Source organism: Cupriavidus sp. GW821-FHT02F09, assembly GCF_059421605.1.
The window spans coordinates 1-24,360 of record NZ_JBWKVH010000056.1 but is presented as its reverse complement, the minus strand read 5'-3'; the positions used below and the strand labels follow the sequence as shown (position 1 = coordinate 24,360).

The 24,360-nt window shown below is 60.3% G+C and carries 27 protein-coding genes and 3 pseudogenes; 12 read left to right on the top strand and 18 right to left on the bottom strand.

Going from position 1 to position 24,360, the window contains the following annotated elements; genetic code table 11:
* Positions 1–370 precede the first annotated feature (370 nt).
* Positions 371–625, top strand: coding sequence for an H-NS family nucleoid-associated regulatory protein (locus AC07XB_RS34890; RefSeq protein WP_492832272.1), 255 nt, complete (start codon positions 371–373; stop codon positions 623–625).
* 353 nt (positions 626–978) lie between these two features.
* Here the strand turns inward: AC07XB_RS34890 and AC07XB_RS34885 are convergent, their stop codons facing one another.
* Positions 979–1,530 (bottom strand): TetR/AcrR family transcriptional regulator, encoded by a 552-nt coding sequence (locus tag AC07XB_RS34885; RefSeq protein WP_492832270.1) that lies wholly within the window; start codon positions 1,528–1,530, stop codon positions 979–981.
* A gap of 71 nt (positions 1,531–1,601) precedes the next feature.
* On the opposite strand from AC07XB_RS34885, the pseudogene AC07XB_RS34880 reads away from it, so the two are divergent.
* Positions 1,602–2,255, top strand: a pseudogene (locus AC07XB_RS34880) (DUF3304 domain-containing protein); the annotation flags it as partial.
* A gap of 173 nt (positions 2,256–2,428) precedes the next feature.
* On the opposite strand, the gene AC07XB_RS34875 reads toward AC07XB_RS34880, so the two are convergent.
* Complete coding sequence (locus tag AC07XB_RS34875) at positions 2,429–3,070, bottom strand: glutathione S-transferase family protein (RefSeq protein ID WP_492832268.1); 642 nt, start codon at positions 3,068–3,070, stop codon at positions 2,429–2,431.
* A gap of 489 nt (positions 3,071–3,559) precedes the next feature.
* Between AC07XB_RS34875 and AC07XB_RS34870 the strand changes: the two genes are divergently transcribed.
* Together AC07XB_RS34870 and AC07XB_RS34865 are read left to right on the top strand one after the other, a co-directional pair.
* Complete coding sequence (locus AC07XB_RS34870) at positions 3,560–3,904, top strand: hypothetical protein (RefSeq protein ID WP_493688158.1); 345 nt, start codon at positions 3,560–3,562, stop codon at positions 3,902–3,904.
* 167 nt (positions 3,905–4,071) lie between these two features.
* Positions 4,072–4,431, top strand: a complete 360-nt coding sequence (locus tag AC07XB_RS34865; protein ID WP_492832264.1) for a hypothetical protein — start codon at positions 4,072–4,074, stop codon at positions 4,429–4,431.
* Positions 4,432–4,670: 239 nt separating this feature from the next.
* Here the strand turns inward: AC07XB_RS34865 and AC07XB_RS34860 are convergent, their stop codons facing one another.
* Positions 4,671–5,405, bottom strand: coding sequence for a hypothetical protein (locus AC07XB_RS34860; RefSeq protein WP_493688157.1), 735 nt, complete (start codon positions 5,403–5,405; stop codon positions 4,671–4,673).
* A 363-nt stretch (positions 5,406–5,768) separates the two neighbouring features.
* Between AC07XB_RS34860 and AC07XB_RS34855 the strand changes: the two are divergent.
* The 3 genes and pseudogenes from AC07XB_RS34855 to AC07XB_RS34845 form a co-directional block, all read left to right on the top strand.
* Positions 5,769–6,056 (top strand): annotated as a pseudogene (locus AC07XB_RS34855) (transposase); the annotation flags it as partial.
* A 934-nt stretch (positions 6,057–6,990) separates the two neighbouring features.
* A complete protein-coding gene (locus tag AC07XB_RS34850) occupies positions 6,991–7,275 on the top strand; it encodes a hypothetical protein (RefSeq protein ID WP_492832260.1) in 285 nt (94 codons plus the stop codon).
* Between the two features lie 43 nt (positions 7,276–7,318).
* Positions 7,319–7,828: pseudogene (locus AC07XB_RS34845) on the top strand (transposase); the annotation flags it as partial.
* A gap of 57 nt (positions 7,829–7,885) precedes the next feature.
* Here the strand turns inward: AC07XB_RS34845 and AC07XB_RS34840 are convergent.
* Positions 7,886–8,350, bottom strand: coding sequence for an IS4/Tn5 family transposase DNA-binding protein (locus tag AC07XB_RS34840; protein ID WP_492832258.1), 465 nt, complete (start codon positions 8,348–8,350; stop codon positions 7,886–7,888).
* A 435-nt stretch (positions 8,351–8,785) separates the two neighbouring features.
* Between AC07XB_RS34840 and AC07XB_RS34835 the strand changes: the two genes are divergently transcribed.
* Together AC07XB_RS34835 and AC07XB_RS34830 are read left to right on the top strand one after the other, a co-directional pair.
* Entirely contained in the window at positions 8,786–9,943 is a 1,158-nt protein-coding gene (locus tag AC07XB_RS34835; RefSeq protein ID WP_492832256.1) for an EAL domain-containing protein, read from the top strand.
* Positions 9,944–10,799: 856 nt separating this feature from the next.
* Positions 10,800–11,042 carry a hypothetical protein gene (locus tag AC07XB_RS34830; protein ID WP_492832254.1) on the top strand — a complete coding sequence of 81 codons (243 nt, stop codon included), beginning with the start codon at positions 10,800–10,802 and terminating at the stop codon, positions 11,040–11,042.
* A gap of 591 nt (positions 11,043–11,633) precedes the next feature.
* Here the strand turns inward: AC07XB_RS34830 and AC07XB_RS34825 are convergent.
* Together AC07XB_RS34825 and AC07XB_RS34820 are read right to left on the bottom strand one after the other, a co-directional pair.
* On the bottom strand, positions 11,634–11,885 hold the full coding sequence (locus AC07XB_RS34825) for a GlsB/YeaQ/YmgE family stress response membrane protein (protein ID WP_492832252.1): 252 nt from the start codon (positions 11,883–11,885) through the stop codon (positions 11,634–11,636).
* 23 nt (positions 11,886–11,908) lie between these two features.
* The gene (locus AC07XB_RS34820; RefSeq protein ID WP_492832250.1) at positions 11,909–12,337 is read right to left on the bottom strand and encodes a YidB family protein; all 429 of its coding nucleotides are present in this window, start codon (positions 12,335–12,337) and stop codon (positions 11,909–11,911) included.
* A gap of 190 nt (positions 12,338–12,527) precedes the next feature.
* Between AC07XB_RS34820 and aqpZ the strand changes: the two genes are divergently transcribed.
* Positions 12,528–13,223, top strand: a complete 696-nt coding sequence (aqpZ, locus tag AC07XB_RS34815) for an aquaporin Z (protein ID WP_492832248.1) — start codon at positions 12,528–12,530, stop codon at positions 13,221–13,223.
* A 205-nt stretch (positions 13,224–13,428) separates the two neighbouring features.
* On the opposite strand, the gene AC07XB_RS34810 is transcribed toward aqpZ, so the two are convergent.
* Positions 13,429–13,869 (bottom strand): SDR family NAD(P)-dependent oxidoreductase, encoded by a 441-nt coding sequence (locus AC07XB_RS34810; RefSeq protein ID WP_492832246.1) that lies wholly within the window; start codon positions 13,867–13,869, stop codon positions 13,429–13,431.
* A gap of 433 nt (positions 13,870–14,302) precedes the next feature.
* Between AC07XB_RS34810 and AC07XB_RS34805 the strand changes: the two genes are divergently transcribed.
* A complete protein-coding gene (locus tag AC07XB_RS34805) occupies positions 14,303–14,824 on the top strand; it encodes an IPT/TIG domain-containing protein (protein ID WP_492832244.1) in 522 nt (173 codons plus the stop codon).
* On the opposite strand, the gene AC07XB_RS34800 is transcribed toward AC07XB_RS34805, so the two are convergent.
* Genes AC07XB_RS34800 through AC07XB_RS34790 form a run of 3 tightly spaced genes read right to left on the bottom strand, consistent with a single transcriptional unit; the run spans position 14,755 to position 17,573 of the window.
* Positions 14,755–15,546, bottom strand: coding sequence for a carboxymuconolactone decarboxylase family protein (locus AC07XB_RS34800; protein WP_492832242.1), 792 nt, complete (start codon positions 15,544–15,546; stop codon positions 14,755–14,757). The two genes, AC07XB_RS34805 and AC07XB_RS34800, sit on opposite strands and share 70 nt — an antisense overlap.
* Before the next feature lie 42 nt (positions 15,547–15,588).
* The gene (locus AC07XB_RS34795) at positions 15,589–17,127 is read right to left on the bottom strand and encodes a cation:proton antiporter (RefSeq protein ID WP_492832240.1); all 1,539 of its coding nucleotides are present in this window, start codon (positions 17,125–17,127) and stop codon (positions 15,589–15,591) included.
* Entirely contained in the window at positions 17,124–17,573 is a 450-nt protein-coding gene (locus tag AC07XB_RS34790) for an ester cyclase (protein ID WP_492832238.1), read from the bottom strand. The genes AC07XB_RS34795 and AC07XB_RS34790 overlap by 4 nt, the downstream gene beginning before the upstream one ends.
* A 193-nt stretch (positions 17,574–17,766) precedes the next feature.
* Between AC07XB_RS34790 and AC07XB_RS34785 the strand changes: the two genes are divergently transcribed.
* Positions 17,767–18,708 (top strand): AraC family transcriptional regulator, encoded by a 942-nt coding sequence (locus AC07XB_RS34785; protein WP_492832236.1) that lies wholly within the window; start codon positions 17,767–17,769, stop codon positions 18,706–18,708.
* 29 nt (positions 18,709–18,737) lie between these two features.
* Here AC07XB_RS34785 and AC07XB_RS34780 read toward each other — a convergent pair whose 3' ends face one another.
* The 8 genes from AC07XB_RS34780 to AC07XB_RS34745 all read right to left on the bottom strand — a co-directional run bounded on the left by AC07XB_RS34780 (position 18,738) and on the right by AC07XB_RS34745 (position 23,895).
* Positions 18,738–19,289, bottom strand: coding sequence for a flavin reductase family protein (locus tag AC07XB_RS34780; protein ID WP_492832234.1), 552 nt, complete (start codon positions 19,287–19,289; stop codon positions 18,738–18,740).
* A gap of 71 nt (positions 19,290–19,360) precedes the next feature.
* Complete coding sequence (locus tag AC07XB_RS34775) at positions 19,361–20,209, bottom strand: SDR family oxidoreductase (RefSeq protein ID WP_492832232.1); 849 nt, start codon at positions 20,207–20,209, stop codon at positions 19,361–19,363.
* Positions 20,210–20,293: 84 nt separating this feature from the next.
* Positions 20,294–21,055, bottom strand: a complete 762-nt coding sequence (locus AC07XB_RS34770; protein WP_492832230.1) for an SDR family NAD(P)-dependent oxidoreductase — start codon at positions 21,053–21,055, stop codon at positions 20,294–20,296.
* Between the two features lie 34 nt (positions 21,056–21,089).
* On the bottom strand, positions 21,090–21,827 hold the full coding sequence (locus AC07XB_RS34765) for an SDR family oxidoreductase (protein ID WP_492832228.1): 738 nt from the start codon (positions 21,825–21,827) through the stop codon (positions 21,090–21,092).
* A gap of 6 nt (positions 21,828–21,833) precedes the next feature.
* On the bottom strand, positions 21,834–22,196 hold the full coding sequence (locus AC07XB_RS34760; RefSeq protein WP_492832226.1) for an Atu4866 domain-containing protein: 363 nt from the start codon (positions 22,194–22,196) through the stop codon (positions 21,834–21,836).
* A 22-nt stretch (positions 22,197–22,218) separates the two neighbouring features.
* Positions 22,219–22,527, bottom strand: a complete 309-nt coding sequence (locus tag AC07XB_RS34755; protein WP_492832224.1) for a putative quinol monooxygenase — start codon at positions 22,525–22,527, stop codon at positions 22,219–22,221.
* A gap of 673 nt (positions 22,528–23,200) precedes the next feature.
* On the bottom strand, positions 23,201–23,611 hold the full coding sequence (locus tag AC07XB_RS34750; RefSeq protein ID WP_492832222.1) for a hypothetical protein: 411 nt from the start codon (positions 23,609–23,611) through the stop codon (positions 23,201–23,203).
* A complete protein-coding gene (locus tag AC07XB_RS34745) occupies positions 23,608–23,895 on the bottom strand; it encodes a hypothetical protein (RefSeq protein WP_492832220.1) in 288 nt (95 codons plus the stop codon). Before AC07XB_RS34745 ends, AC07XB_RS34750 begins: the two co-directional genes overlap by 4 nt.
* Positions 23,896–24,360 lie beyond the last annotated feature (465 nt).

Genomic DNA, 24,360 nt, shown 5'->3' with positions numbered 1-24,360 from the left:
TGTAGGCGGCGGCATCGATACCGTCGATGGCGACGATCAGGAAGCGCGGCGCGACAATCGGGGTCTGGAACGCAGACAATCGAAAAACTCGGTAATGCTGATGGGTGCGCCTGGCAGCCGTGTGGCTGCACGCGGCTAGCACGCGCGGGATGCGGCACCCCCTATTTCCCAGGCGCTGGCGGTCGGGGCGCCGCTCGAGGTGGTGCAGCAAAATGCCGGCAACGCCTCGCTCGACACCACCACGCATTACTTGACCACCGAGGCGGCGCGGCGCATGGAAGCGATGCGGGCGGTGTGGGATGCTAGCAAGGGCGACTGATCGCCCGCTCCCAAATCGTCGCACCTTTCCAACTCCCAAAACCTGATATCCATGTCTCTTGAGATTGAGCGCGCCGCGGCCATCGTGTGGATCCGTGTCCAGATGGCCAGGCACGGCCTGAGCTTGGCCGACCTGCAGGCCGCCGGTTGCTATGCCGTGGTGGCGCCACCGCTGCGGGCACCCGCGCCGCCGCGCACCTACCGCAACGCCGAAGGGCAGAAATGGGACGGGCAGGGCGAGATGCCGGCCTGGCTGCAGCGGGCTGTCAACGCGGAGCAGTCGGCGGAGCATTTCCGGGTGAGTTGAGGTCACGCGACCGACGAGGCGGAGCGAGGGCCGACCGAGAGGGTGTCCAGGCGGGACTGGCAGCGCTCGCGTTCAGGGGGCATTGAACCTGCGCCGAATCCTCACCAACCAGGTGGGGTGCATGAAGGCGGTGCCACGCGCGAAGCAGTGGCAAGCGCCGCTCGGGGGCGGCCGTACGGCCGCCGGGCGGGCGTTCTCTTAGGAACGGTATGTGCATCCGCAGCGCCACTGCGCCTGGGCGGGCATGCACCGGGGAAGGTGCTGCCCAGCCGGCATGCACGGCTTTGCATGCCGGCACCCGGGCGGCGGGCGATCTCGCTCGATCGAAGCCGGAGCCGTTGTCGGCAATGCACTTAGTGACCGCTTCGGTCCATCATCCACGGAGAAATGAGGTTCCTGGAATGACCGCAAATCTTTCGCAGACGCTCTTTGCCGAGACCATCCCATGCGCTCTGCGCAAGACCGTGAAGGAGCGCTGCGTAAGGGGCAGCCAGTTCTTGAACGGGGGTATCATCCCGAAGTTTGCCGCCGCGCACATCTTCGGTCAGCCGTTCAGCTATCTGTTCCGACCGGCTCAGCCGAAGCCGTTTCAGCATTTGCTTCGTTTCGAGCCCGTTCGGAGCGTTGCTGGCTACCGAGTTCACGACAAAGCAACCGCCCGGCGTGTCCGGTCGAGTGAACAATTCGACCGCGGCCTCAAACATCGCTTCGACGCTGCTTGCGGCGTCGGCAAACAGTGCCTTCTTCGATCCGAACGCGGCATAGATGCTTGGCGAGTTGATTCCCATCGTCTCGACAAGATCGTTCATCGAGGTCGCCTCGAATCCGTTCCGCCAGAACGCCATGAGCGCTCGGTTCAACGCCTCCGTGCGATCGAAACTCCTTGGGCGTCCTCGGTCAGCCATGTCGGTCGTCCGCACTTTGTGTCGGTCAACAAATAAATCTTTCGACAGCCTCAGCGCAATCACTTATCTTTGTGCGGTTTAACACAGAAATAGGTGAGCCGTGTCCAAATTCGCGTTTTCCGGCAAGACAGCCCTTATCACCGGTGCAGGTAGCGGGATCGGGCGCAGCATCGCGATGGCCTTTGCCGAGGCTCATCAGCGCGCAAGAGCGCATCGAGATCACCGCAGCCAGGGAGGTGCGCATCAACGGCGGCGGCAGCTACATGCGTCTCAATGCCGACGGCATCGAGCAGGGAACTTCCAGCACCTGGAAAGCCCACGCGACATCGCGCAAGGAAGGGCAATTGCCTGAGCTGGAAATCGACCCCATGTTTCGACGACTCAGCCTGTTGTTCGCCACGCTGGCGTTCACCCTGCTCTCGGCCTGCGCCAGCGGCGGCTTGTCCACCCGCGATGACGACAAATCCTATATCAATGTCTCGCCCGGGCCCGTCAACCACACCGATCAATTCCTGTACGGCTTCACCGTCATTGGCGCCTATGGCTGGGATATTGCCGGCACCTGCTGCGTGCGCCTGCCCCGCGCCTGGCGTCCGGGGCTAATGGTCGATATTAGATACGACTTGCTCGTCAATGGAGGCAAGGACCATAACTGGAAATCCAAGAAGGGCGTGCCGGTCGAGCCGTACACCGAGCCTGGCGACATGTATGCGCACTTTTTCCCAAAGAACGAGATCCACCCGGACGATTTTATTGTGGTGAATGCAGGGAAGGTCCTGGCGGCAGTGGCGGAACACCGTGCATTTCTTCGCGGACCGTCCAGTGGGAAGGGCGCGTGGGGCGTGGCCCAGTGTGGCCGCTCGGTACGGTTGTTTAACGCTGCGGTTCATTCATCGACTCAGTGCCTGGCGGACAGCAGTTCGCGTGGCGGCAGCCAACCGGGCAGTTGCTCGATGCGATGCAACCACGCACGTACCCGGGATGGTACTTCGAGTCCGACCTCATCGGCCCAAAACATGTAGCCACAGAGCGCGCAATCAGCCACCGATAGGTGCTCGTCAAGGATAAATGCGCGGCCGTCGCCCAACTCGGCTTCCAGTCGAGCGATGTCGCGCTCATAGCGCGCCAACAACCATTCCTGCGCGCCACTGGGGTACTCGTTGGGGGCAAACTGGCGGCCAAACCGCACGTGTGGCAACGATAGGCCAAGACGGTTAGCTTCCCAGAACAACCATTCGCGCACACGTGCCATGCGTTGAGGGCTCTCGCCGCCCATGCATTGCAAACGCTCCGCGAGCAGACATAAAATAGCGTTGGATTGGACGTAGCTCTCGGTACCCCAGACCAACAGCGGTACTTCATTAAAGCGAGCCAAACTGCGAAATGGTTCTGGCCTCTGTTCGTGCGGCAAGAAAATATCGACATGCACATAGTGGTGCTCGACCTGCCCAAACACTAATGCCAGTCGCACTTTGTTGCTGTGGCCAGACTCACTATTGCCATATAGGGTGATGCCAGCCGGCGGAAGCGCTATCGTCATGTCGATTTCCAGGAAAGCGTCAAATTGACATTCTAATCTTGGCAATGGCGGCCGGCGCATGTTCGTGCTCGGCCCGGACGCGGGCATCGCGGCCTCACGCACACCACAACCAAACGTGGCGCTGGTGCTGCTTCGTCGCGCACACGAGTTTTGGGGTGGGGCTGTACGTGGCTGCCTGTCTCCTGGGCGGGCAATCCGTGAACCGTGCCGGGTATTTCAGCAGTGTGATGTCGCAGTGACATGTGGGCCTCATAGTGGGGGTAACAGCAGGGTGGGGAAGGACCAGAGCGTCTGGAAAGTGGGAGCCTCGCTGGTACGTGGCGACAGCAAGAGAAACCAATGGAGTGGCGTCTCTCCCGCATGTCCGACATGCGATCTCAGAGGGCCAATATCAGTTGTGATGCGGCGAAGGCGGCCAGTATCGCCGCACCGCAGAGGTTAATGCGGCGACGCCATTGCGCGTCGACGCGCTCACGAGGTTGGCCGGCGATGCTGCTGAGAAGCGGCCACCAGAGCGCAGAGCTCACCAAAACGCCCAGAACCATCGTACCCGGTGCCGCCACCGCCAAGCGGCCCGCCGTGGCGCCGAAAATTGCGACGGAGGAAACGATTTGGCTAGATTGGAAAGCGTTAGCGTCAAGGTCGATCCGGTTCATCGATCTGCTGAACAACCTGGACGATCTGACGGAGGACCGCGATGCGGTGTTGCGCCACGCGCGGGACAAACTGCCGTCGTTCGACCGCGCGCGACTGCTGCGCGCCCCCGGAAGCTTCGGCAGGGCGGCAACGCGCCAGTGCGTGCAGGAGTGGGCCGATGGCTGGCTTTCTGCATGACGCAAGGATTTCGATCAGCCGTTGGCGCTGGTCGCGAGAGTTCGGCGTCTTGCTGGCGCGAAGACATGAATTCATCGCGGCAATGAAGGAGGGAGACGTTTGACAGATCGATTTCACACCACATCGGTAGGGCCTGACGCGGAGGCATTGCGTGCGGCGTTTCAGCGATGCGGCAACAGGAACGCGGCGGCTCGGTGATGGGGTTGGCCGTGCACAACAAGTGCATTCTGGACGGCGTGTTCCGCACGGTGTTCGGCGTGCAGGTGATCAAGGCGCTCGACCGGGACAATCGACTCGACCTCAAGGGCATCCTCATCGGAGCCCTGGCAAGGGCAATCTCACGATGCCGGACCACCCCTTCCGCACCTAGCTGGAGGGCTACGCTCAGTACAGCAAGGCGGACATTGCGGCCGCTGGCATCAGGCGGGAGGATGCTGCGTGCGACCGACGGCTCGAGCCGGGAGAGGATGAACGTATTTTGGCTGTCATCGGCGGTGGGGTGCTCGCGCGCAAGCAGCGGCCGCTGACCATTGAGTACCTCCGGGCGCACCGCGTATTGTTCATTCTGGCCGTTGAATCCGCAATGCACCTCTCCGAGATGTACACCATCTGGGAAGATCAGGTGGATTTGAAGCGGCGCGCCGTGTTCTTAGACAAGACGAAGAACGGTGATAAGCGGCGGGTGCCGCAGGCCAGCGGTGCAGTGAAAATGCAGGAAGATTACCTCCCAACTCGCGAAATACCGGACGCCCACCCGCAGGGTTTGTTATTCCCTTGGTGGAGCGGCGATCAAACCGCAAAGGCGCATGCAAGAATCTCTGACTACCTCTCGAAGCGATATCTGGATATCTTTTAACAGGCAAGGTGTGAGGACCTCAAGTTTGACGACCTGCGGCACGAAGCAGTGAGCCGGCTCTTCGAGAAGACGACTCTCTCTGAGAGCCAAATCATGAAGATCAGTGGTCACAAAAGCCATCGCATGTTGCTCGAACAGGATCTGGCGTTCGTTCTCGTGCACGCTGTGCAGTGAGGCGGTGAGCATGCTCTCGGCCTCAGGCAGGTACAGGCCAAAGGCGAGTTGATCGCGGGTGGCGGCTCGAGGGAGATGGCTGTGGCGGATGGCGAAACGCAGGTGTGAGGCGTCCGCAGCGACCAACCGAAAGCCATGCCAGCGTGGCAAATGTTTGGACACTTGCTGAAGTAGCCAGTCATTGAGGTGAGCAAAGACATCGCCGCTGAGTTTGCTGCGAGCCTGGGCGAACGCTTGTTCACTGACGCGTCGGCACAAGGTATTTTGGCGGGCGAGTGCGGCGAAGAATTGATCGAGTTCGGCTTGCACCCCCATGCGCAAGTTGCCAAGCATGAAGGTGATCAGTGTCGGCAGGGTGAGCGTACGCTGACGGGTGAATGCGGCCGGATGTTCGGGATGACGGGCCAGATTGCGAAGGACCTGGGTGTGCAGATATTGGGTAAGCGTAGCGAACAGATCGGACAGGGGCATCAGAGCCAAGCGAAGATCGAGAAATGATCCTCTATTGGCCGCCGCCCTGCTTGCGCTAAACAGCCAGCGCAAGCAGGGCGGCGGTCGCTCGAGCCTCGTCACCTGTCAAGTGTTCTCGGCGAAAAATGCGATTTCATTTGGCGGCTTATCTTGGGTGGATTGCAAGTGCAACACCCGCGTCAGTGAATTGAAGTTTGGGGGGGAGAAACTTGTTTGTGATAGGCGCGGCGCAGCAGAGCGTTGACACGTGTGAGCAGCACGCGATCTCGGATTGGCTTTGTAAGGTAGTCGTCGGCTCCTGCGCTCAGGACGAGCACAACGTCATTCTCTATGGCGCAAGAGGTTCAGTGCGTGACCGGCTAGACTGTCAAGGTAGCCTTTGTTGACCAGGGCGACACGGGCACCGAACCAGCGCAGGCCGCACGCGACGAGGGCATTGATTTGCAGGTCATCAAGCTGTCCGAAGCCAAGAAGGGCTTTGTCTTGCTGCCTCGCTGCTGGGTCGTTGAACGCAGCTTCGGCTGGGCAAATCGATTCCGCCGACTCGGACGTGACTACGAGCGTTTGCCGGACACCTTGCCTGGCTTGCACTTCGTTGTCTTCGCTATGCACATGCTCGTACATGCGGCACCTATTCTTCAAAGTGCATAACACGAAAAAAATCCCGTCAGGCGCGGGGACACCCGACGGGTACGAAGTACGCTGTCGGGGGGTCTATCCAACAGCGACTATAGAGTAGCGCCGTCGGCGCCTGCCAATATAAACAATTGAAAATTAGAATATTGCAATCGGGCTGCCCACGCCGAGTCGCCTCGTACCGCACCGGCACTGCACAGAAGAATCAAGCATTCAGCTCTATTTGGGCGTCGCCCTCCGCGTTGCTGCGGGCCGGGCTGTCGTGCTGCGCATCGAGCCAAGCACCGCCAGTCTCGCCCTCTGCGGGCTTCCATCCTTCCCTCGTTCCTCGGCTGACGCCTCCACGCAGGCTGCGCTGGCGTTGCGCGTTGCGCGCTGCCGCTTGCCGGACTGCGCCCCTGCCGGCTGCAGCCGACGCTGTCGAGCCTGATGGCTTTGCCTACCATCCCTATGGTTATCCGGCCTTGGGGAGTGGGTCATACGGATTTGGGAAAAAACATCTCCCCGGGGCCGGCCTCCTGATCCGCTTTTGCTCAGGTGTCAGCATGCGTGCCTGCTCGGGCGGTGAGCTTGCCAGTCCCCCAGTCCCAGGGAGCGCAGGCAGGATCGGTCGCGCAACCGAGACATGCTGTTCTGCAAGTGCCGCGCCGCGCGCCGCCGCTGCTTTTTCTGTTGGCGCTTGCGTCACCGCCTGGCGGCCAATCGGCGGCGTAGCCGCCTTCACCTCGACAAACTCGCCGCGCTGCGCGTGAACTGCCAGCGACGCAGCCGCAGCGCCGGGCCTTTCGCTCGCGATACAGCAGCTGGTCCAGCGTGCGAATTGATACGACTAACCCATGCTTGGCCAGCGCATCACAGATCGCATCCCGACGTATTCCGGCAAATAACGCCGCCTCTACCTCTTCGTATACCTGCCGAAGCGGGCTGCAAGCGCGAGAAGGAACGCTATGTGTCCATCAGCCGGCGTGCCTTCGAGGCGCCGCACGCGCTCTGGCACGAGCGCGACTTCGCGTGGCCGGCAGCGGGCGATGGGCCGTTAGCGTCGCTGGCAAGCAAGACCACGCCGCGGGGCCGGGCCAAGGCCGATGCCGGCCGTCATGGCTACGGCGATCGCGGCCTGCGCAACCTGGTAGACGACGTGGCCACGGGCTTTCGCGCCGTACCGGCCGGAAATGGGGCGGCTTCTTCCTACAGCACTTTCGCTTGTCCTTCGGGGGAGGCTTGCGCCCGCTAGAGTGTGTCATGCACTTTTTTGCCGAAAGCGTAGTCAGATGGGGATGACAAAGCGCAGACCGTATCCCACTGATATTTCGGACGACGAATGGAGATTCGCCGCGCCGTATTTGACGCTGATGGACGAGAGGGCGCCACAACGCAAGCATGACTTGCGAGAGTTGCGATAGCTGGCGAGAACGGGGGCAGCGTGGCGCATGCTGCCGCACGACCTCCCGCCCTGGGAGGCGGTGTACCAGCAAACGCAGCGCTGGCTGAGGGCGGGCTGCTTCGAGGCGATGGCCCGTGACCTGCGCTCGGTACTGCGTGTAGCGCAGGACCGGCAGGGGCAACCAAGCGCGGTGATTCTCGACGGACGCACGCTCCAGTCCACCTGCGAGAGGGGGCCACGAGCCGGTTACGACGGGTACAAGCGCAAGCGAGGAAGCAAGGTGCATATGGCGGTGGATACGTTGGGCAACTTGCTTGCGGTGAAGGTGACGCCGGCCAACGAGCAGGAGCGCGCTCAGGTTCGGGCGCTGGCGCAGGAGGTTCAGTGCGTGACCTCGGCCTCACGACCTTGGCGTGGCTTGCGCCGGGCTACATTGTCTTGGTGGCTTCATACCGGGCCGCTACCAGCCCCGCATGCACCGATAGGCTACGGGCGACGGAACGCCCGGTTTTCTGCCGCTAGCCTCAGCGGAGAAATAACGAATCCGACGACTTTCACGTCGCACATGCAGATACATGCCCCGCTGGGCTTCGTAGGTCAACGGCCCCAGCCCCTCCATGTCCTGGCCATTAAAGTTCAACTCGGTTGTATCAGCGATGCACAGCACCACCGGAAACTGCGCGGCCCTCGCTGCAGCGCGCTCCCCATGGGGCTGCATCACGTCCCGCCAATCGATCTGCTCATTGCCGAGAAACCGATACGCTCCAATGATTTGCGACCAGTCATCGCATGCGCCAGGAATGCTCGCCGTAGGCAGAGCCGCAAACCGCTTAAGCAGCTCCTTGGCGCGCCGATCCCGCCGCGGATCACCAAGATCCAGACTCTCAAATTCCTCGTTCACCCATGCCCCCGACTCGTTGCCCATTGCAGCTCGAAAATCCAAGAGTAAACGCCAGTCTGCAGATGTTTACAACCCCTTACCTCGGGATTTTCGCGGCATCAGGCTTCTCGCCGCCGCTGTGGAGGCCGTTCTACTTCTGTATAAGGAGATGGCTCTAACGGGGTCACGCCTTTTCCCTAACGCCATGACCTGGGTTGCTACGTGCCGGGGGATGGCAAAGGACACCGAAGTTAACAAAGATTTGCAATTTGACATCGAAGTTTGATCAAGATGTCGATCTGTGTCCGATGTCGTGTCCATGTGTCGAATGCGGGTCATCGCTTCGTCGGGATCGCGTCGGTCGCTCAGGAATTTCCGTGGGAAGGGGTGCGGTAGCGCGGCGATGGGTCCGGATAGACGGGATTGGTGTGGATTCTTGAACCACGCGGTGCATTGGTGCTGCGGAAGACCGTGACTTAAATGATGTATAACGATTTCACTTGGTTGCCGATTGACCCATTTTTCAAACAGGTCTGCGAGGCGTTGTGCATGTTGCTGCAGCAGGCGGTAGTAGTGGTCGGCATCTTCAGCATCGTTCGGATTGTTGGCGAGAAAAGTAACGAAAACATGGCAGGTTCGCTGCGGTCGCTTGCGTTGCGCCTTGGCATTGCAGGCATCATTCTTTCCGAAATGACGGCAGTGATGTTGTGGACGGCCCTGGAACCCTACGTTCTGACATCAGCGCCGTTAATGATGGGCTTGCTGGGTGCCTGGGCTATTGTCATTTTTCCTGCCCTGCTCGTAGTGCTAAGTTGGTACATGGATAGTCTTCCGCGCCCTCGTTCGGCAAAGCACGCGGAAGACATCAAAGAGATGGTAGCCCGCTGGATCGCTGCCTGTTCTCCGCCGCTCGAGTATCAGGCGAAATATTCGCTTGAATCTCGCGTACCGGTCGGTGCGGAAGCGCTTCTCAGAGCTCGGGACACAGTCGGCAATCCCATATCGCCGAGTGATGTGCTGGCCGTGATTGAAAAATCGGGAATGCAAGCCGATTTTGAATGGTGCACTCTTGTCGCCGTGGTACGTGATCTTGCTCGGTTGAGAGGTGCCGGGCGGCGCATTCCATTGGCCGTCAATATCTCCGCGGCTTCATTAGCGCATCCCGCATTCGGATGCCGGGTGGTTGGCCTTCTAGCAGAATTCGCAGTACCTGCGGAGCTATTGGCGCTGGAGGTGACGGAGTCAACCCGTGTGCCCACCATCGAAAGTGCTCGAATCAACGTCGCAAAATTGACGTCTGCAGGAATCGGGCTATCGCTCGATGACTTTGGCACGGGGTACTCGGCGCTGCACATGCTGGCGAGATTTGCCTTCGATGAGATCAAGATAGACTCTTCATTCGTTAGCAGTCTCGACGAGCCACGTTTCCGTACGGCAGTTTCGCTCGCGCTTGATAGCGCGCAGAAGTACTCTGCCCGGCTCGTCGTAGAAGGCATCGAAACTGAAGAGCAACGTAACATACTGCTTAAATTAGGCGTGGAGTTTGGCCAGGGATTTCTGTTCTCTGGCTCAAGACCCATCGAGGAATTCATAGGGGTGCAAAGCATGGGCTCGGAGCGCGGCTACGACGGCTGTTGATTGTCACCGGGTGATAGGGACATCCTATGAGAATCGCATCGGTGGAAGATGATAAGAGCCAGTCTGAGTTAATCCAGAGAGTCATGGTTGGACTCGGACACAACTGCGTGGCCTATGTGCAGGCCAGGATTGTCTGGCCGATCTGCAAGCCAGGGTACTTGATCCGTTGATTCTGGATTGGCAACTTTCCGATAGATGGGGCTGGATCTGGTGGAAACGGGTGCAGACGATTGGTCAGGCCGCTGCGACGTGCACGAAATAGTGGCTCGGGCGCCGGCCATTCTCCGGTGAACGTCACCCGTGGACACCGGCGTGAGCGAGAGCCTGCGCGTGGGGGATGTATGAAACCGATACCTTCACGCGCGCGATATTCTTGCGGGGCGAGCGGACGGAAGAGTTGCCGCTTGAATTCTGGCACTTTTCCTCTTCCGGAATGTGGGGCAGTTGCTTTCTCGCGAGGCCACAGAGAACGCCGTCTGGGCACATGCCATCGGTGGCGACTCACGAATGGACACGGTGGCAGGGGTGCGTGGGGCGCGCCTTCGCGTTGTGGCAGGGCCGCGCGACAGTCGGAGTACCGTGTTCAAAGGAACCGTACGAGTACAGGCAAGCGGCGGCTCGGCTGATGTGTCGGTAGGGGCCGGATATGGCGTGACGGTTATGTCGAGCGCCCATGCGCCGCATCCAGCGATCTTGCTACCCGCACCTCTTATCCCAGTCATTTCGCAGCCGATTCTGGGCACGTCAACCAATATTGCATGGCAACCCATGAGAGGGGCGATACCGCGTTGTCGTTTCCCGTGATAACGCACATACGGAATGGATCTTTGATCAAAGCGTGGCCCAGTCCCGTGTAATGTTGACTCAGCTTCAGAAAGGGGAACTCAGCCTTTCGGTCAGTGCAATCGATGTTCAAGGTCTGGATGGTAGTGAAGCCGTGCTGCCACCGAAGGTCAAGCTTAGCCCACCCGCACCGTTCACCCTCGAGCCGGAAAAAGACGGGGTCCAATATCGAGATAATGCGGTGTTCAAGTGGGCCGCGGTAAATACTGCGGCCCAATACGACGTCGAACCGTCGCCGAATGAAGCTTTCGACTAGGGTACGCGGTCCATTGACGTGACCGAACCGACGCTGACGCTACCCCTCGTACCAGGTCGCTGGTGGTGACGTGTTCGCTCCGTCGATGCACAAGGCGGTCCAGGGACATGTGGCGAATCAACTGCATTTTTGTTGCGTGCGGTACCGCCAGTACCGACGCTACCGGGCGACAGTCCGGCTGCCATTCGGATCCGCTGGGCCGCCACGGGTGTGGAGGGGCACGGCCGCGATTTCATATCGCGTGCAACTGGCTTCGGACGAGGCATTCGCTTATATCCTGACCGACGTGCGGACCGATACGAATGAACTTGTACTTCCGCGACCCACCCAGGAGTCTATTTCAGGCGCGTTGCCTGCGAGTATGAAAACCGCACGACGACCGTGGCGAGGAACGTCGCGGGATCATTTGCGTTGCCACAGCGCATAGAGTTCCACAATTACGGTGGCGATTCGCAGGGTGGCGCGTTCAGCGCCGGCGGCGCGCTACTTCGTTTTGGAGAGTAGTCGGTGAAATCCTGCGGGTTGCCGGCGGGCTGCTGTCAGTGGGACCGCAAGGGCGCGACACCGTCGCGCCCTTGCAGCAGGAGCTGACTATTCGCGTCGGAAGAGTCGTGCGAGAAGAAGGAGCACCACGGCCCCGGTCGTCGCCGTGAACAGAGAGCCTAGAATGCCGTTGCCGATATGCACGCCGAGTACCCCAGCCAGCCACCCGCCGACGAACGCGCCTACGACGCCGAGAATGATGTCGATCAGCAGCCCGAAGCCGCCTCCTTTGATCATCGCGCCGGCGAGGCAGCCGGCGACACCGCCGATCAGAATGAAGACAATCAATCCGTGTTCCATGCTCGATGAGAGCCGGTGAAGAATCAGACGCGTTGGCCGAGTAGGCCCGGGAGGGCGCTCAACAGGCGTTCGGCTAGATCGGAAGTGCCGCTGGCCGGCAATGCCCCATTGGGCGTCGCCTGGTCAATAACGTGTGGCACGATTTGCGCCAACTGACTTGCGATATCACCGGGATTGCTACCAACGTTTCGCGCGAGATGCTCGATCAGTCCGCCATCCAGCGCAGCTTGCAATTGTTCGCCCGTAACCGGCTGATTATGGCCGGTGCCTACCCATGACGCCACGGCATCACCAATGCCGGAATTCTGTAGCTGTGAGATGAACCCGGAAATTCCACCCGGCTGGCTGGTGATATAGCCCACAGCCGCTGCCAGCAGAGGATGCCTCTGGCCACCATGGTTGCCAGAGGTGCCGCCAGTGACGGCATCTATTACTGAATCTAGAAGTCCCATTGCTGCTCCTAAGAAGGGAAGTATGCACACAGCTTTGACAATAGTCTTGCAGAGGTCTGCTCATTGTCAGTGCGTACCACTGGGCAGAAAGTGAAATTTTGTGAAAATGCTGGTGTTTTCAAAGGTTTACTATCGCGGGGGGGCTATTGAGTAAAGTCGCAAGTCGAAAAATCTCAGGAGCTTCTACACAATGATTACCAAACGCATCATTGCCGAAACGTTCGGCACATTCTGGCTAGTATTTGGCGGCTGTGGCGCAGCCGTACTAGCGGCGGCATTTCCTCAAATGGGTATTGGGTTCGAAGGCGTTTCCCTCGCTTTCGGCCTGACGGTCATAACGATGGCCTATGCGATCGGTCCTGTCTCAGGCTGCCATTTGAATCCCGCGGTGAGTATCGGTCTGGCCACTGCCGGACGTTTTTCGTGGAAGGATGTACCGTTCTATGTCGCCGCCCAAGTGGTAGGGGCGATCCTGGCAGCGGGCGTTCTGCTATATATCGCTCAGGCGCAGCCCGGCTTCGATGTGAATGTGAATGGTCTCGCCGCCAACGGCTATGACACGGCATCACCGGGAGGATTCGGACTCAATGTCGTGTTCTTCACTGAAGCACTCGCGACTTTTTTCTTCCTTTTCATCATCATTGGCGCCACCAGCCCACGCGCGCACGGCACGCTTGCGCCAGTTGCAATTGGTCTTGCTCTGACACTGATCCACCTGGTCACCATTCCGGTGTCCAATACATCGGTCAACCCCGCGCGCTCCAGCGGGCCGGCTGTGCTCCTCGGTGGCTTTGCGCTGAACCAGTTGTGGGTCTTCTGGCTTGCGCCGGTTGTCGGAGCGGTCAGCGCCGGTCTCTTCGGTCGGGCAATCTTCGACCAGAAGTAGGCATGCTTCGTCTGCGCGGATGGCCGACGGAAGGATGACGTGTTTGCGGTTTTGCAATCGTTTACGTCGGTCGCGATTGTCGGGGCTACACTTCTCGGTTTCATGGATGAAGAAGTCTAGGCAACCATGTCCGCTTTCCTACCGCACGAAACGACGGCTCCGCTCTCGCTCTCCCTGTGCCAACTGAGGGAGTTTGCGGCAAAGTTCACCGAGGGATCATTGCTTCTTGAGACCACGCTCGCCGTGATGATGTACCCGAACGCTGGCGCCGCAGATGCGGCAGGGCATGCCGCAGCACGCTCAAGGGAGCAAAGACGTTCACCTCGAAGTTTCGGCACAACTCGTTGTCGGTCAGCGCCTCGACCGTGCCTTGCTGGCCATAGCCCGCATTGTTGACGACCACGTCGAGGCGGCCGAATGCCGATATCGTTTTGTCGATGGCGGCTTGGACACTGCGATCGTCTGTCAGATCCACTTGCAATGGCAGCAGACTGTCAGAAGCTGGCCCCAGCGTGGATTCGATGGACTCCATGGTTCGCGAAGTCACTGCAACACGGTCACCACGCGCCAGCAAATGACGCGCCAAGGTTTGGCCGATGCCCTTCGAGGCGCCTGTGATGAACCAGATCTTGCGTTTTGCATCCATGATGTTTCCTTGATTTCCCAGGAAGGGGATAGATAACTAACTGGTATTGGCTGTGACCGCCGAAAAGAAGTAAAAACGAGAATGGGAGGAACGGCGACCGTGAAAGACAATCTCCATTTGCGGCAGATGGCACCGATCTGCCGCTGTCCTTACTTGCCGACGATGCCTCTATCAAGCCCATCTACTGGCTCTCCTTTCTACATGAAACCCGTCTGGTCTAGGGCTGGTTGTTGACTCGAACCCCTCGTGCTTAGGGAGAACCCGCACATCCCCCAAAATTGCGGCTGAAATGACGCGTCTATTTATTCGATCTGTTGGTATGCGTTCTTTGGTTTTCAGCATGATCGTGGGCGCGCTGGCTGGTATTTGCCCCGTTTGGGGGCGAATTACGATTTTTCTTACGATGAGGTTGGGCGGTTGACTGGGGTTGTCAATGATGCGGGCAGCAAATGCTTCGGGGAACATTGGCTCGGTCGCTAGAGGCAACGCTGCGGTTTCCATTGTTGGCTTCTCGCCAGGCAGCGGTGCGGTCGGCTCGAATGTCACTATTTCTGGCTTTGACTTTTCCGCGACAGCCAGCCAGAACACCGTCCAATTCAATGGCGCCACAGCGACCGTCATCCCGGCATCCCCCACGCAACTCGTTGTGCAGGTACCGGCGGCCGCTACCAATGGGCCTATTTCCGTGACGTCGCCGAGCGGCAGCGCGACAAGTGCGGCATCATTTGCGGTTACGCAGAGCTCGGCGCCGCTCATCAGCGGGTTCTCCCCAACGATCGGGACGCCCGGGAAGTCATCGAAGACGAGAAACGGTGCCGGTGGCAGCGTGATGGCTGCCGTCGATCGCCGCAGTGGTCATCTTTGTTCGGAAGACTCTATGTGGTGCTACGTGCGTTCCACCATCACTTCCTTGGCAGCCAAGGCTGCGTTGATCGCCGCAGGAAATCCGGCGTAGATGGCGGTGTGCGTCACGATCTCGGTCATCTGGTCCTTCGTTCCGCCCACGTTCAGGAAGCCGTGCATGTGCACCTTCAACTGGGCCGTAGCCGTACCGAGCGCGGTGAGCGCTGCCACGGTCACCAACTCCCTCGACGCCAGATCCATGGACGTGCGGCTGTACACGTCGCCAAAGGCAAACTCGATGATGTATTGGCCAAGATCCGGCGCGACATCCTGCAACGCCGCGATCACGCGCTCGCCCGCATGGCCGTCGATTTGCTTCAGTCCTTCCCAGCCCCGCTCGAATCGCGTCCGTTCCGGAATCCTAGGCGAGATTTCCACGTTGCGCGCCAGCGCAATGCCTCTCTCTTCGAACAATTCCTTCAGCACCATCGCCGTGTTGATCGCCGCAGGAAATCCGGCGTAGACGGCCATGTGGATTGCAAGCTCGACGAGTTCTTCAGGTGTGCAGCCCACGTTGAGTGCTCCCGCGAGATGGAACTTAAGTTGCGGCCGGGCATTTCCCAACGCAGCCAGCGCGCCCGAAGTGGCGAGCTGCCGTTGCCGTAGGTCGAGGTGGCGGCGCGGATAGACCTCGCCGTAGGCGAACTCGATCGCCAGCCGCGCCAGGTCAGGCGCGATGTCGTTGAGATTGGCTTCCAGGGAGGGGGGGCGTTGGCCCTCGATCATCGCCAGGTAGTCGAGGCCGGTCCGATATCTTGCGGAGGTATTTTTCACTTGGGGTCCTTCGGGTGTTGTGTGATCGAACGCGTGGGATGGCTAGCCTTCTTCCAGCTTCACCCAGTCATGCGGCGAATGCGCGAGCTGGCACCAATCGAGTTCGCGCTGAAGCGCCTGAAACACGTCGCCCTCGATTTCTCCACGCAGCCTCATCGTGTTCAGCACGGAGCGTTGTCTGGCCACGCATTCAAGGCGAAGAACATCGCTACGTGCTTGCGTTTTGGGGAGCGCCAGCAGGTTGGCCTCCTGAAGATCTTGCAGTTCGGCCCGAAGCCATACAGCGGCGTTCTCGTCCAGTCCCTGAATCTGCAGTTCGGCGGCCTTGATCAGCCGTTGGCGTGCCTGCATCAACTCCACATCGAACGAGTCGTCCGAATGGATCTTCAGGCGCTTGATCAACGGGCCCAGCGTCAACCCTTGAACCACCAACGTGCCAAGAACGACTGCGAATGCGCTCAGAAGAATCAGGTCGTGCGCCGGGAAGGAGGATGGAAGCGCAAGCGCCGTCGCGAGCGTGACGAGTCCACGCATCCCGCTCCATGAGACAACCAGTCCCTGTGCCAGGGTCGGTGATCCCGCAGGTTCGAACCTGGGCTTCAGGCGCGCGATCGTTCTGTTGTAGCCCATCACCCAGACGAGTCGAGAGCCGATGACGGCCATGACGATCACACCCGCGAAAAACAGCGCCGAGTTGATGCGATCGCCGTCGAATCGCGTCAGGATCGTGCGCGCCTGCAGCCCCATTAGAAGAAAGGCGAACACGTTCAGCAGAAAGACGATGGTCTCCCAGACCGCATAGGAGTGCACCCGATCCTGGGGCGGCTGGTGATTCGACACCTGCCTTGCCACGATCATGGCGAACGCCACCACCGCGAGGATCGCAGAGGCATGGAGGTGTTCCGCGACCACCCATGCGCCAAACGTGGTGACGATCTCGAACAGCGTTCCGCCCAGCGTCCCGGCCACGCGCGGCGCGAACCACAGGTAGAGCTTGCCGAAAACGAATCCGGTCAAGAAGCCCATCGGAATTGCCAAGCTCAGTTCTGGAATCAACGCGGCAAAGTCGCTGCGCCCGGAGTGGAACTGGATGGCCGCGCCGAAAATGATCAACGCCACGGCATCGTTGAGCAAGCTCTCGCCCTTGAGGACGCTGAGGGTTCTGCGAGGAAGCGAGAAGCGCGAAAGAACCGCAGTGGCGGCAGCGGCATCCGGCGGGGCCACGATCGCGCCGAGGGCGATCGCCGCATACAGCGGCATGCCGGTCAAGTGAACAGCCAACCCAGCAACGACACTGGTCGTGAAGATCACGGCAGCGGCAGCAAGAGAGAAAACGGGCAGCCAGTTGCGGCGCAGCTCACGAGGCGGCAAGTCATATGCCGCATCCATCAGCGCCGGAGCGATGAACAATGCGAGCGCCAGGCTGGGCTCGATGTTCACGACCGGCGCACCGGGCAGCATCGCGACCAGCGTGCCGGCAAGGGCCAGCATGGCGGGGTAAGGCATGCCTAGCCGGCGCGCGGCGTGCAGCAGGAGCACGGCTGCGGCACTGAGCAGAAGCACCGTTTCGAACGGCGTCATGGCTCAAGTCCTGGCTTGGCCGCTTCCGGCTGCAATTGTTGAAGCAGCCCATAGAAGTCAAAGTAGGAATCCGCGCGAAGGATCTTCCCATCCCGAAGCCGATAGACGTCGCAGAAGTTCACCTGCATCGCGCGATGCGTGGGCTGCAGGATGCCTGCAGGTGAATTGAAGAGGTCTTTGTGGGTGCCGCGTCCGATTCCCTGGGCAACGGCATGATCGCCCAGGGCAATCAGGCTGCGAACTTCGCAGGTGGCATCCGGGAAAATCTGGAACCAGCTTTTCCACGGCTCAACAATCGCATTGACGCCCGTCGAGGTGAAGTTGAACGGAACGTCGAGCCACTCGCTTTCACTACAACCGAAGCCAGCGATGGCATCGAGGTCCTTGCGGTTGACGGCCTCGTAGAGGCCACGAATGCGGGTCGCGTTGGCTTGGTCGAGGCTCATGGGATGTCCTTTCAGAAAGTGGCCGGCAGAGACATTCGGCCGGTAACCCATGGTAGGAACATATGCCTGTGACGCGAATGCCCTCCGCTATGCACTTCTTGCCCATTCCTATGAATCTTGACTATTCTTGAGCACGAAATCCTGGAGACTTCGGGATAATTCCTACCGATGCCATCTGTCCTGACGGTGACGTATGAAATCCATTGACGAACCCATTTCCCAGCGCATGTCGGCGGTTCTGAAGCAGTTGGCGCCAAACGAGGGCTACACCTTGTCGGCTCTCGACGGCGTTCGCTTCATGCGCTCGGATCGTCCCTTGGGGTGCACGCCGGTACTGTATGAACCGAGCATCGTGATCGTGTGCCAAGGCCGCAAGCGTGGTTTCCTCGGCAGCGACGTCTATGTCTACGATGCCCAGCACTATTTGGTCTTGTCCGTACCCTTGCCTTTTTCCACTGAGACCGAGGCGAGCGAGGCTGAGCCCATGCTGGCCGTTTCCATACGCCTGCGCCTGACGGACGTGGCGGACTTGGTGCTGGCCATCGACCAGTCGGACAGACGCACCGCGGACATGCCGCGTGGCATGGTCTCAACCCCGCTGGAAGGCCCACTGGCAAATGCAACACTGCGCTTGCTTGAAGCCCTGGTGTCTCCGCTCGAAGCACAGGTGCTTGGGCCGGCAATCGTGCAGGAAATATGTTTTCGAGTGCTGGTGGGAGAACAAGGCGGCGCCATGCGGGCGGCATTGGCGCACCAGGGGCAATTTGGCAAGGTCGCCAAGGCGCTGCGGCGCATCCATGCCGACTTTGCGCAGACGCTGGATGTGCCTCATCTGGCAAACGAGGCGGGTATGAGCGTTCCGACTTTTCACGCCCATTTCAAGACGGTCACGCACACTTCCCCCATTCAGTACATCAAATCGACCCGGCTGCACCAGGCCCGGTTGCTGATGATTCGTGACGGCTTGACCGCAGCGGCGGCCTCGGCCCGCGTCGGCTATGAAAGCCCATCGCAATTCAGCCGTGAGTTCAAGCGCTTCTTTGGTCGAAGCCCCGTGGAGGAAGTACGCGACATGAGAGCTTCATTCGCTCTATCGCCAGCGACTGAGTTCTCGCAACTTGCTGTAGTTCACTGACGAACGTACATCCTCGTTCTGGGAGACGGTTAGAGATTCTCCGGGTTGAACTGACTCTTGAAGTCCAATTCCTCCCCCGCGACCATGAAAGTCCCTTGCCCGCGATAGTGGAGCGTTCGCGGCGCATCGACTTGCGCCACATGTGCCTTGACGACCTCCCAGATGAAGAAGCTGTAGTCCTCCACCATGCGGCCGTCGTACAGACGGCATTCAAAGTTCGCGTAGCACTCATCGATCAGAGGCGCTTTCACTTTCGAGGATTTCCCTGCAGTCAACCCGGTGGCTGCGAACTTGTCGCCATCTTCTGCATGGCTGTTGCCGATCGCGCTGACTTGACCCACCAGGTCGGTGGTTGGAACGTTGATCACGCATTCACGGCTTTCGCGGATGGCCTGATGGCTGCGATTGCCCTCCCAGATGTAGCAACCGAACAGCGCTGGCGAGAACTGCAGCATGGTGTGCCAGCCCATCGTCATGATGTTCGAGCGGCGTTCGTGACGAGAGGTGACAAGGACGATCGGGCCTGTTTCGAGGTGCTCCCGAACCCTGGTCAGCGGGAAGTCATTCTTCGCGTAGCGCATGTTGTTGCTCCTTTCGTGAATGTCGATAGCCCGGCCCGATTCAGATCAACCGAATCCAGTCGGGCATTCGCTCAAGCAGTGAAATCGATGGCCTCCGCCGACCCCTTCCATGCCTCGATGTCCTGCCGCACGCCTTGCATCTTCTGCAGCGCCAGTTCATGGGCGACATGTCCAGCGAACAGATGAAGCGGGGGCTTGGCGACGTCCGCGGTCCGCATGATCAACAGAGCCAGCTTGTCGGGATCACCGGACTGATGCCCTGCGAACGTTCCGAGGTGCAGGTCCAACGAGGCCTGGGCTTCGGTGTAGTCGTCGATCTTGCGCTCCGCGATCACCAGCGAGCCGCTGGACAGGAAGTCGGTACGTACCGGCCCCGGATAGAGAACGGTCGCCGTGATGCCCAGTTCGGCAACTTCGGCGGCCAGGGACTCGGTCAAGCCGGCCAGGGCAAACTTGCTGGACACATAGCTGCCCCAGCCCGCATAGCCCCCCTGGAAACCAACAATGGATGCAATATTGATGATGTATCCCGAACGCTGGCGCCGCAGATGCGGCAGGGCATGCCGCAGCACGCTCAAGGGAGCAAAGACGTTCACCTCGAAGTTTCGGCGCAACTCGTTGTCGGTCAGCGCCTCGACCGTGCCTTGCTGGCCATAGCCCGCATTGTTGACGACCACGTCGAGGCGGCCGAATGCCGATATCGTTTTGTCGATGGCGGCTTGGACACTGCGATCGTCTGTCAGATCCACTTGCAATGGCAGCAGACTGTCGGAAGCCGGCCCCAGCGTGGATTCGATGGACTCCATGGTTCGCGAAGTCACTGCAACACGGTCACCACGCGCCAGCAAATGACGCGCCAAGGTTTGGCCGATGCCCTTCGAGGCGCCTGTGATGAACCAGATCTTGCGTTTTGCATCCATGATGTTTCCTTGATTTCCCAGGAAGGGGATAGATAACTAACTGGTATTGGCTGGCAGCCGACAGACGGCTGCATTGCCGTTCTTTTATTTGAGCGCGACGCTCATTCCACCGTCGGCCATGACTACCGCGCCGACGAGATAGCTGGCCTTGTCAGAGGCCAGGAAGGCGATGACTTCGGCAATTTCCTCGGGTTGCGCCGCACGCTTGATGGGCGCGTTCTTGCCGTGCTCGGCAAGGAACCCAGGGCCGTCCGCGTGGATCTTGTTGGTGATGTTGGTGACGACGTCACCCGACCCCACCGCATTGACCCGGATGCCGTCCTCGATCGCCTCAAGCGCGAGCGTTCGGGTCAACTGTGCAAGTGCCCCCTTGGACGCTGCATAGGCGGCGATGCTCGGAAACCCTTGATAGCACGCATAGGAGCCGACGTTGACGATCGCGCCTTGCTTAGCGGGGATCATGGCGCGCATGGCCTCGCGGGAGAACAGGAAGGCGCCGGTCACGTTGACGGCCAGAATCCCGTTCCAGTCGTCGAGCGTCATCTCCACCACCGGCTTGTTGATGATGATGCCGGCGTTGTTCACCAGGATGTCGAGCCTTCCGAGCCTCTCCTTCGCCAGTGCGACCGCGCGTATGGCACTCTCCTCGCTCGCGACGTCGGCGACGAGGGGGACGACGCCAGGGCGCGCCAGCGCCTCGACGTTCGAACTCCTGCCCACGGCAATGACCTGTGCGCCCTGCGCATGGAGGAGGTTCGTCGTTGCGAGACCGATGCCACTGGCGGCACCCGTAACGATCGCGACCTTGCCCTTGAACGGTGCTTCGATGAATGTGTTGGCTGTCATGTTCATTCCTTCCGTAAGTACGTAGTCGGTTGAATCAATGGAAACTGGCCGTGGGGCGAACGACGATCTCGTTCACATCCACATCGGCCGGCTGCTCGATCGCATAGGCAATCGCGCGGGCGATGGCATCCGGCGCCAATGCGTTACGGCGGTATTCGCGCATGGCGTTGCGAGCTGTCTCATCGGAGATCGTGTCGGCGAGTTCGGACTCGACGACACCGGGGTAGATCACCGTCACACGGACCTTGTCGGTCTCTTGGCGCAGGCCATCTGAGATGGCGCGCACCGCGAATTTGGTGGCGCAGTACACCGCCGCAGTGGGTGACACCGCCAGCCCACCGATGGAAGAGACATTGATCACCTGGCCATGGCCCCGCTGCTCCATGTGGGGCAGCACGGCCGCGATGCCATGCAGTACGCCGCGGATGTTCACGTCGATCATGCGATCCCATTCGTCCACCTTGAGTGCGGCCAATGGAGAAAGCGGCATCACGCCCGCATTGTTGACGATGACATCAATCCGGCCGAAGGCATCTTTGGCGAATTCGGCAAAGTCTTTGACATCCTTTGCCGAGGTGACGTCAAGTGCCCGATAGCGCACCGAGCCGCCCCACGCCTGAATCTCGCCGGCCAGAGTCGCCAGGCGCTCCGTGCGACGGGCGCCGATGACGAGATGATGTCCCTGGCCAGCAAGAAGCCGTGTGGCGGCTTCGCCGATGCCGCTGCTGGCACCGGTGACGAGGATGATCTTGGGAGCCGTGGTTGAAGACATTGGGGATTACTCCTTTTCAGCGGGTCGTTTTTCGCGGTACAGCACCATGCCGGCGTGGTACAGCACGCCATCACGAAAGTCGCCATCGGCGGTGAAGCCGGTGTCGTCGCGGTATTCGATGTGGTCGCCCGCCATGTGGTAGCTGCCCTGGTAGGCACTTTTTCGCGAACCGCGGGCCTCGTCGTAACGGCCACCCGGCAGCAGTTCATGGCGGATATAGCCATCGGCCGTCACCCACATACCGATGTACTTGTTCTGATTCATAGCGAGTGCTTGTTGGGCAGCGATATCGCTGGTTGACTGGGTTCCCCAAGCTTCCTGGGCATGGCAGGCCGAGATGGCAAAGCCCAGCAGGAAGATCGAGAACATGGGCCGGCGAGTTCGCACGGCATCAGTCTTTCGTGCCCGCTACAGCCACTTTCGAGAACAAGCGCAGATCCATGCCCCCGTCCAGCAGCACGGCAGAGGCCTCGACAAACTTCAGCAGGTGCGCCGTCTTGAAGTGCTGGTCCAGGTCATCGCGGGATGCCCAGTTCTCGTAAACGAACCATAGATCCGGGTTGTTCACCGACCTGTGCAGCTCGAAGTCAATGCAGCCTGCTTCCTCGCGGGAGATCGGCGCCAACTCGGCCAGCAGGCGCCCCAAAGCCACGCCCTGTCCAGGTTTGGCGCGGATGAAGGCAACGTTGGTAATGCTCATGATGTGTCCTATTCATTCGTCGCCGGAAGAGATATTCAACCGGTAACTCATGGTAGGAACGGCGTCCCGCTGCGCGAATACCTGCACCTATGTCGTTATTGCCCATTCCTATTTCTGGAACCTGAATGCAGTGGCAACCAAGGAAACGTCGCTGCCGCAGATGCTTGCGGGAAGCACGTTCCCAGTAACCGTTTGGCCCTGGATGGGGTTCACGGCCACCCAGTACCTGCGAGGTGTTTCGGCCTCGGGCAGATAATTCCGGCAACGGTAGGCCCAACTCAGCAGTGCCCTCTCCGGTACCAATGACTTGACGACGCAGACGGTCACAACGCAGCGCGCCATCCGTCGGCCGTTAGATTTCAGCCTGCGGCCTGTATCAGTCGCTCCAGCGGACGTAAAGCAACATGGCGCGGCAGTGACAACCGGCCGCGGCCGTCCAGGCGTGCAAAGACGGTCGCCAGTTCGGTGGGAGGGGGCGGTACCGGCGCCGGTAGTGGGGCGACCTTCGGGGCGGCGAGAAAGCCGATCGGCGCAAGATGCGGCTCGGCCGCTGGTGCGGGCGCCGGCGACGGTTGTCGGTGTAGGTCGGCAGCGGCAGGCCGGGTGCTCTGCGCCGGCCTTGACGGCGTGGACGATGCGAGCGTATGCGGTACACGGGCGCCGCCGCGCAATGCTAGCCTTGTGCCGCTCGAAACGCCGCCTCAACAGCCCGGACCATCGAAGGGTGCAAGGTGCCGAGCTTCGGTGTTTGGCCGTGTGGGGCAATCGGTGGAACGGCAAACCATTCCGTCGTAAAGGGGAGATCGATGGACTGTTTGAGATCGAATTTCGTGTCGTAACTTAGGCCAGCCATCTCATAGGCCGCCTGGTTGCGTAGTCGCAAGATGGCGAACTCTCCACGGTGCAATGAAGTTGTCCGTTGGCTGGTTCCGTAGGCGGCGCGCACATGGAAGTTTGGTGCGTCGTCATCAAAAACGGCCAAGAGCAAAGCAGGGGCAGGCTTGGCCTTCGGATTTATGCCGTCCGGGAAATGGCACCAAACAATGTCGCCTGCAGCGGGTTCTGCCCACCACCGTGCAATCACGCCGGCTCCATTTCAAACAAGGTCGACCGTACCGACCGCTTGGTCCCCTGCGCAACGCGCTTCTTGATCTGCCGGACTTGGGTGGCGCTCAGTGGGCCGTCATCCGCCTCGTACTGCGGCAGTATCTTGACAGCCAAATCGTGGAGAGCCTGGTGAATCACCTGCGTTTCATCCACGCCAAGGTGCTCGGCAAGACGCTTAGCGGTTTCACGTGTGACGCCCGTGGCGCTATCCATCGAGCGATATCGGAAGGCGATCTGGCTAGTAGGTGTGCGGGTAGTCATGGAAAATCTGCAAAACAGATATGTAAGAGATATCCAATCTTCTGCCGCGTGTCAAACCTGTCGGGCTAGCCTGTCGAGAAAAGTTCTGCGCCCCGGGGCCTGCGCAGGGGCAACTGGCGGCTTCCCGCCGCCATCCAGACGGGCAAAGACGCTCGCCAGTTTGTTGGGAGGCGGCGGCACCGGTGCCGCCGGCGGAGCAACCTTCGGTGCTGCGGGAAAGCCAATCGGTGCGGGATCCGGTTCGGCTGCTGGTACGGGCACCGGAGACGGCTGCCGATGTAGCTCGGCCGCGGCAGGCCGGCTGCTCTGCGCTCGCCATGAGGGCACGTGCGAGGCGGGTGCAGGTGGCACATGAGCGGCGCCGCGCAGAACCGGTGCGACCTCCTCTCCGCGATCCGCTCGCATCGAGGCCAAGAGAGGCCAGCGTTCGCGAGCATGCCGAGTCGAATCCTCACGCACTATCTG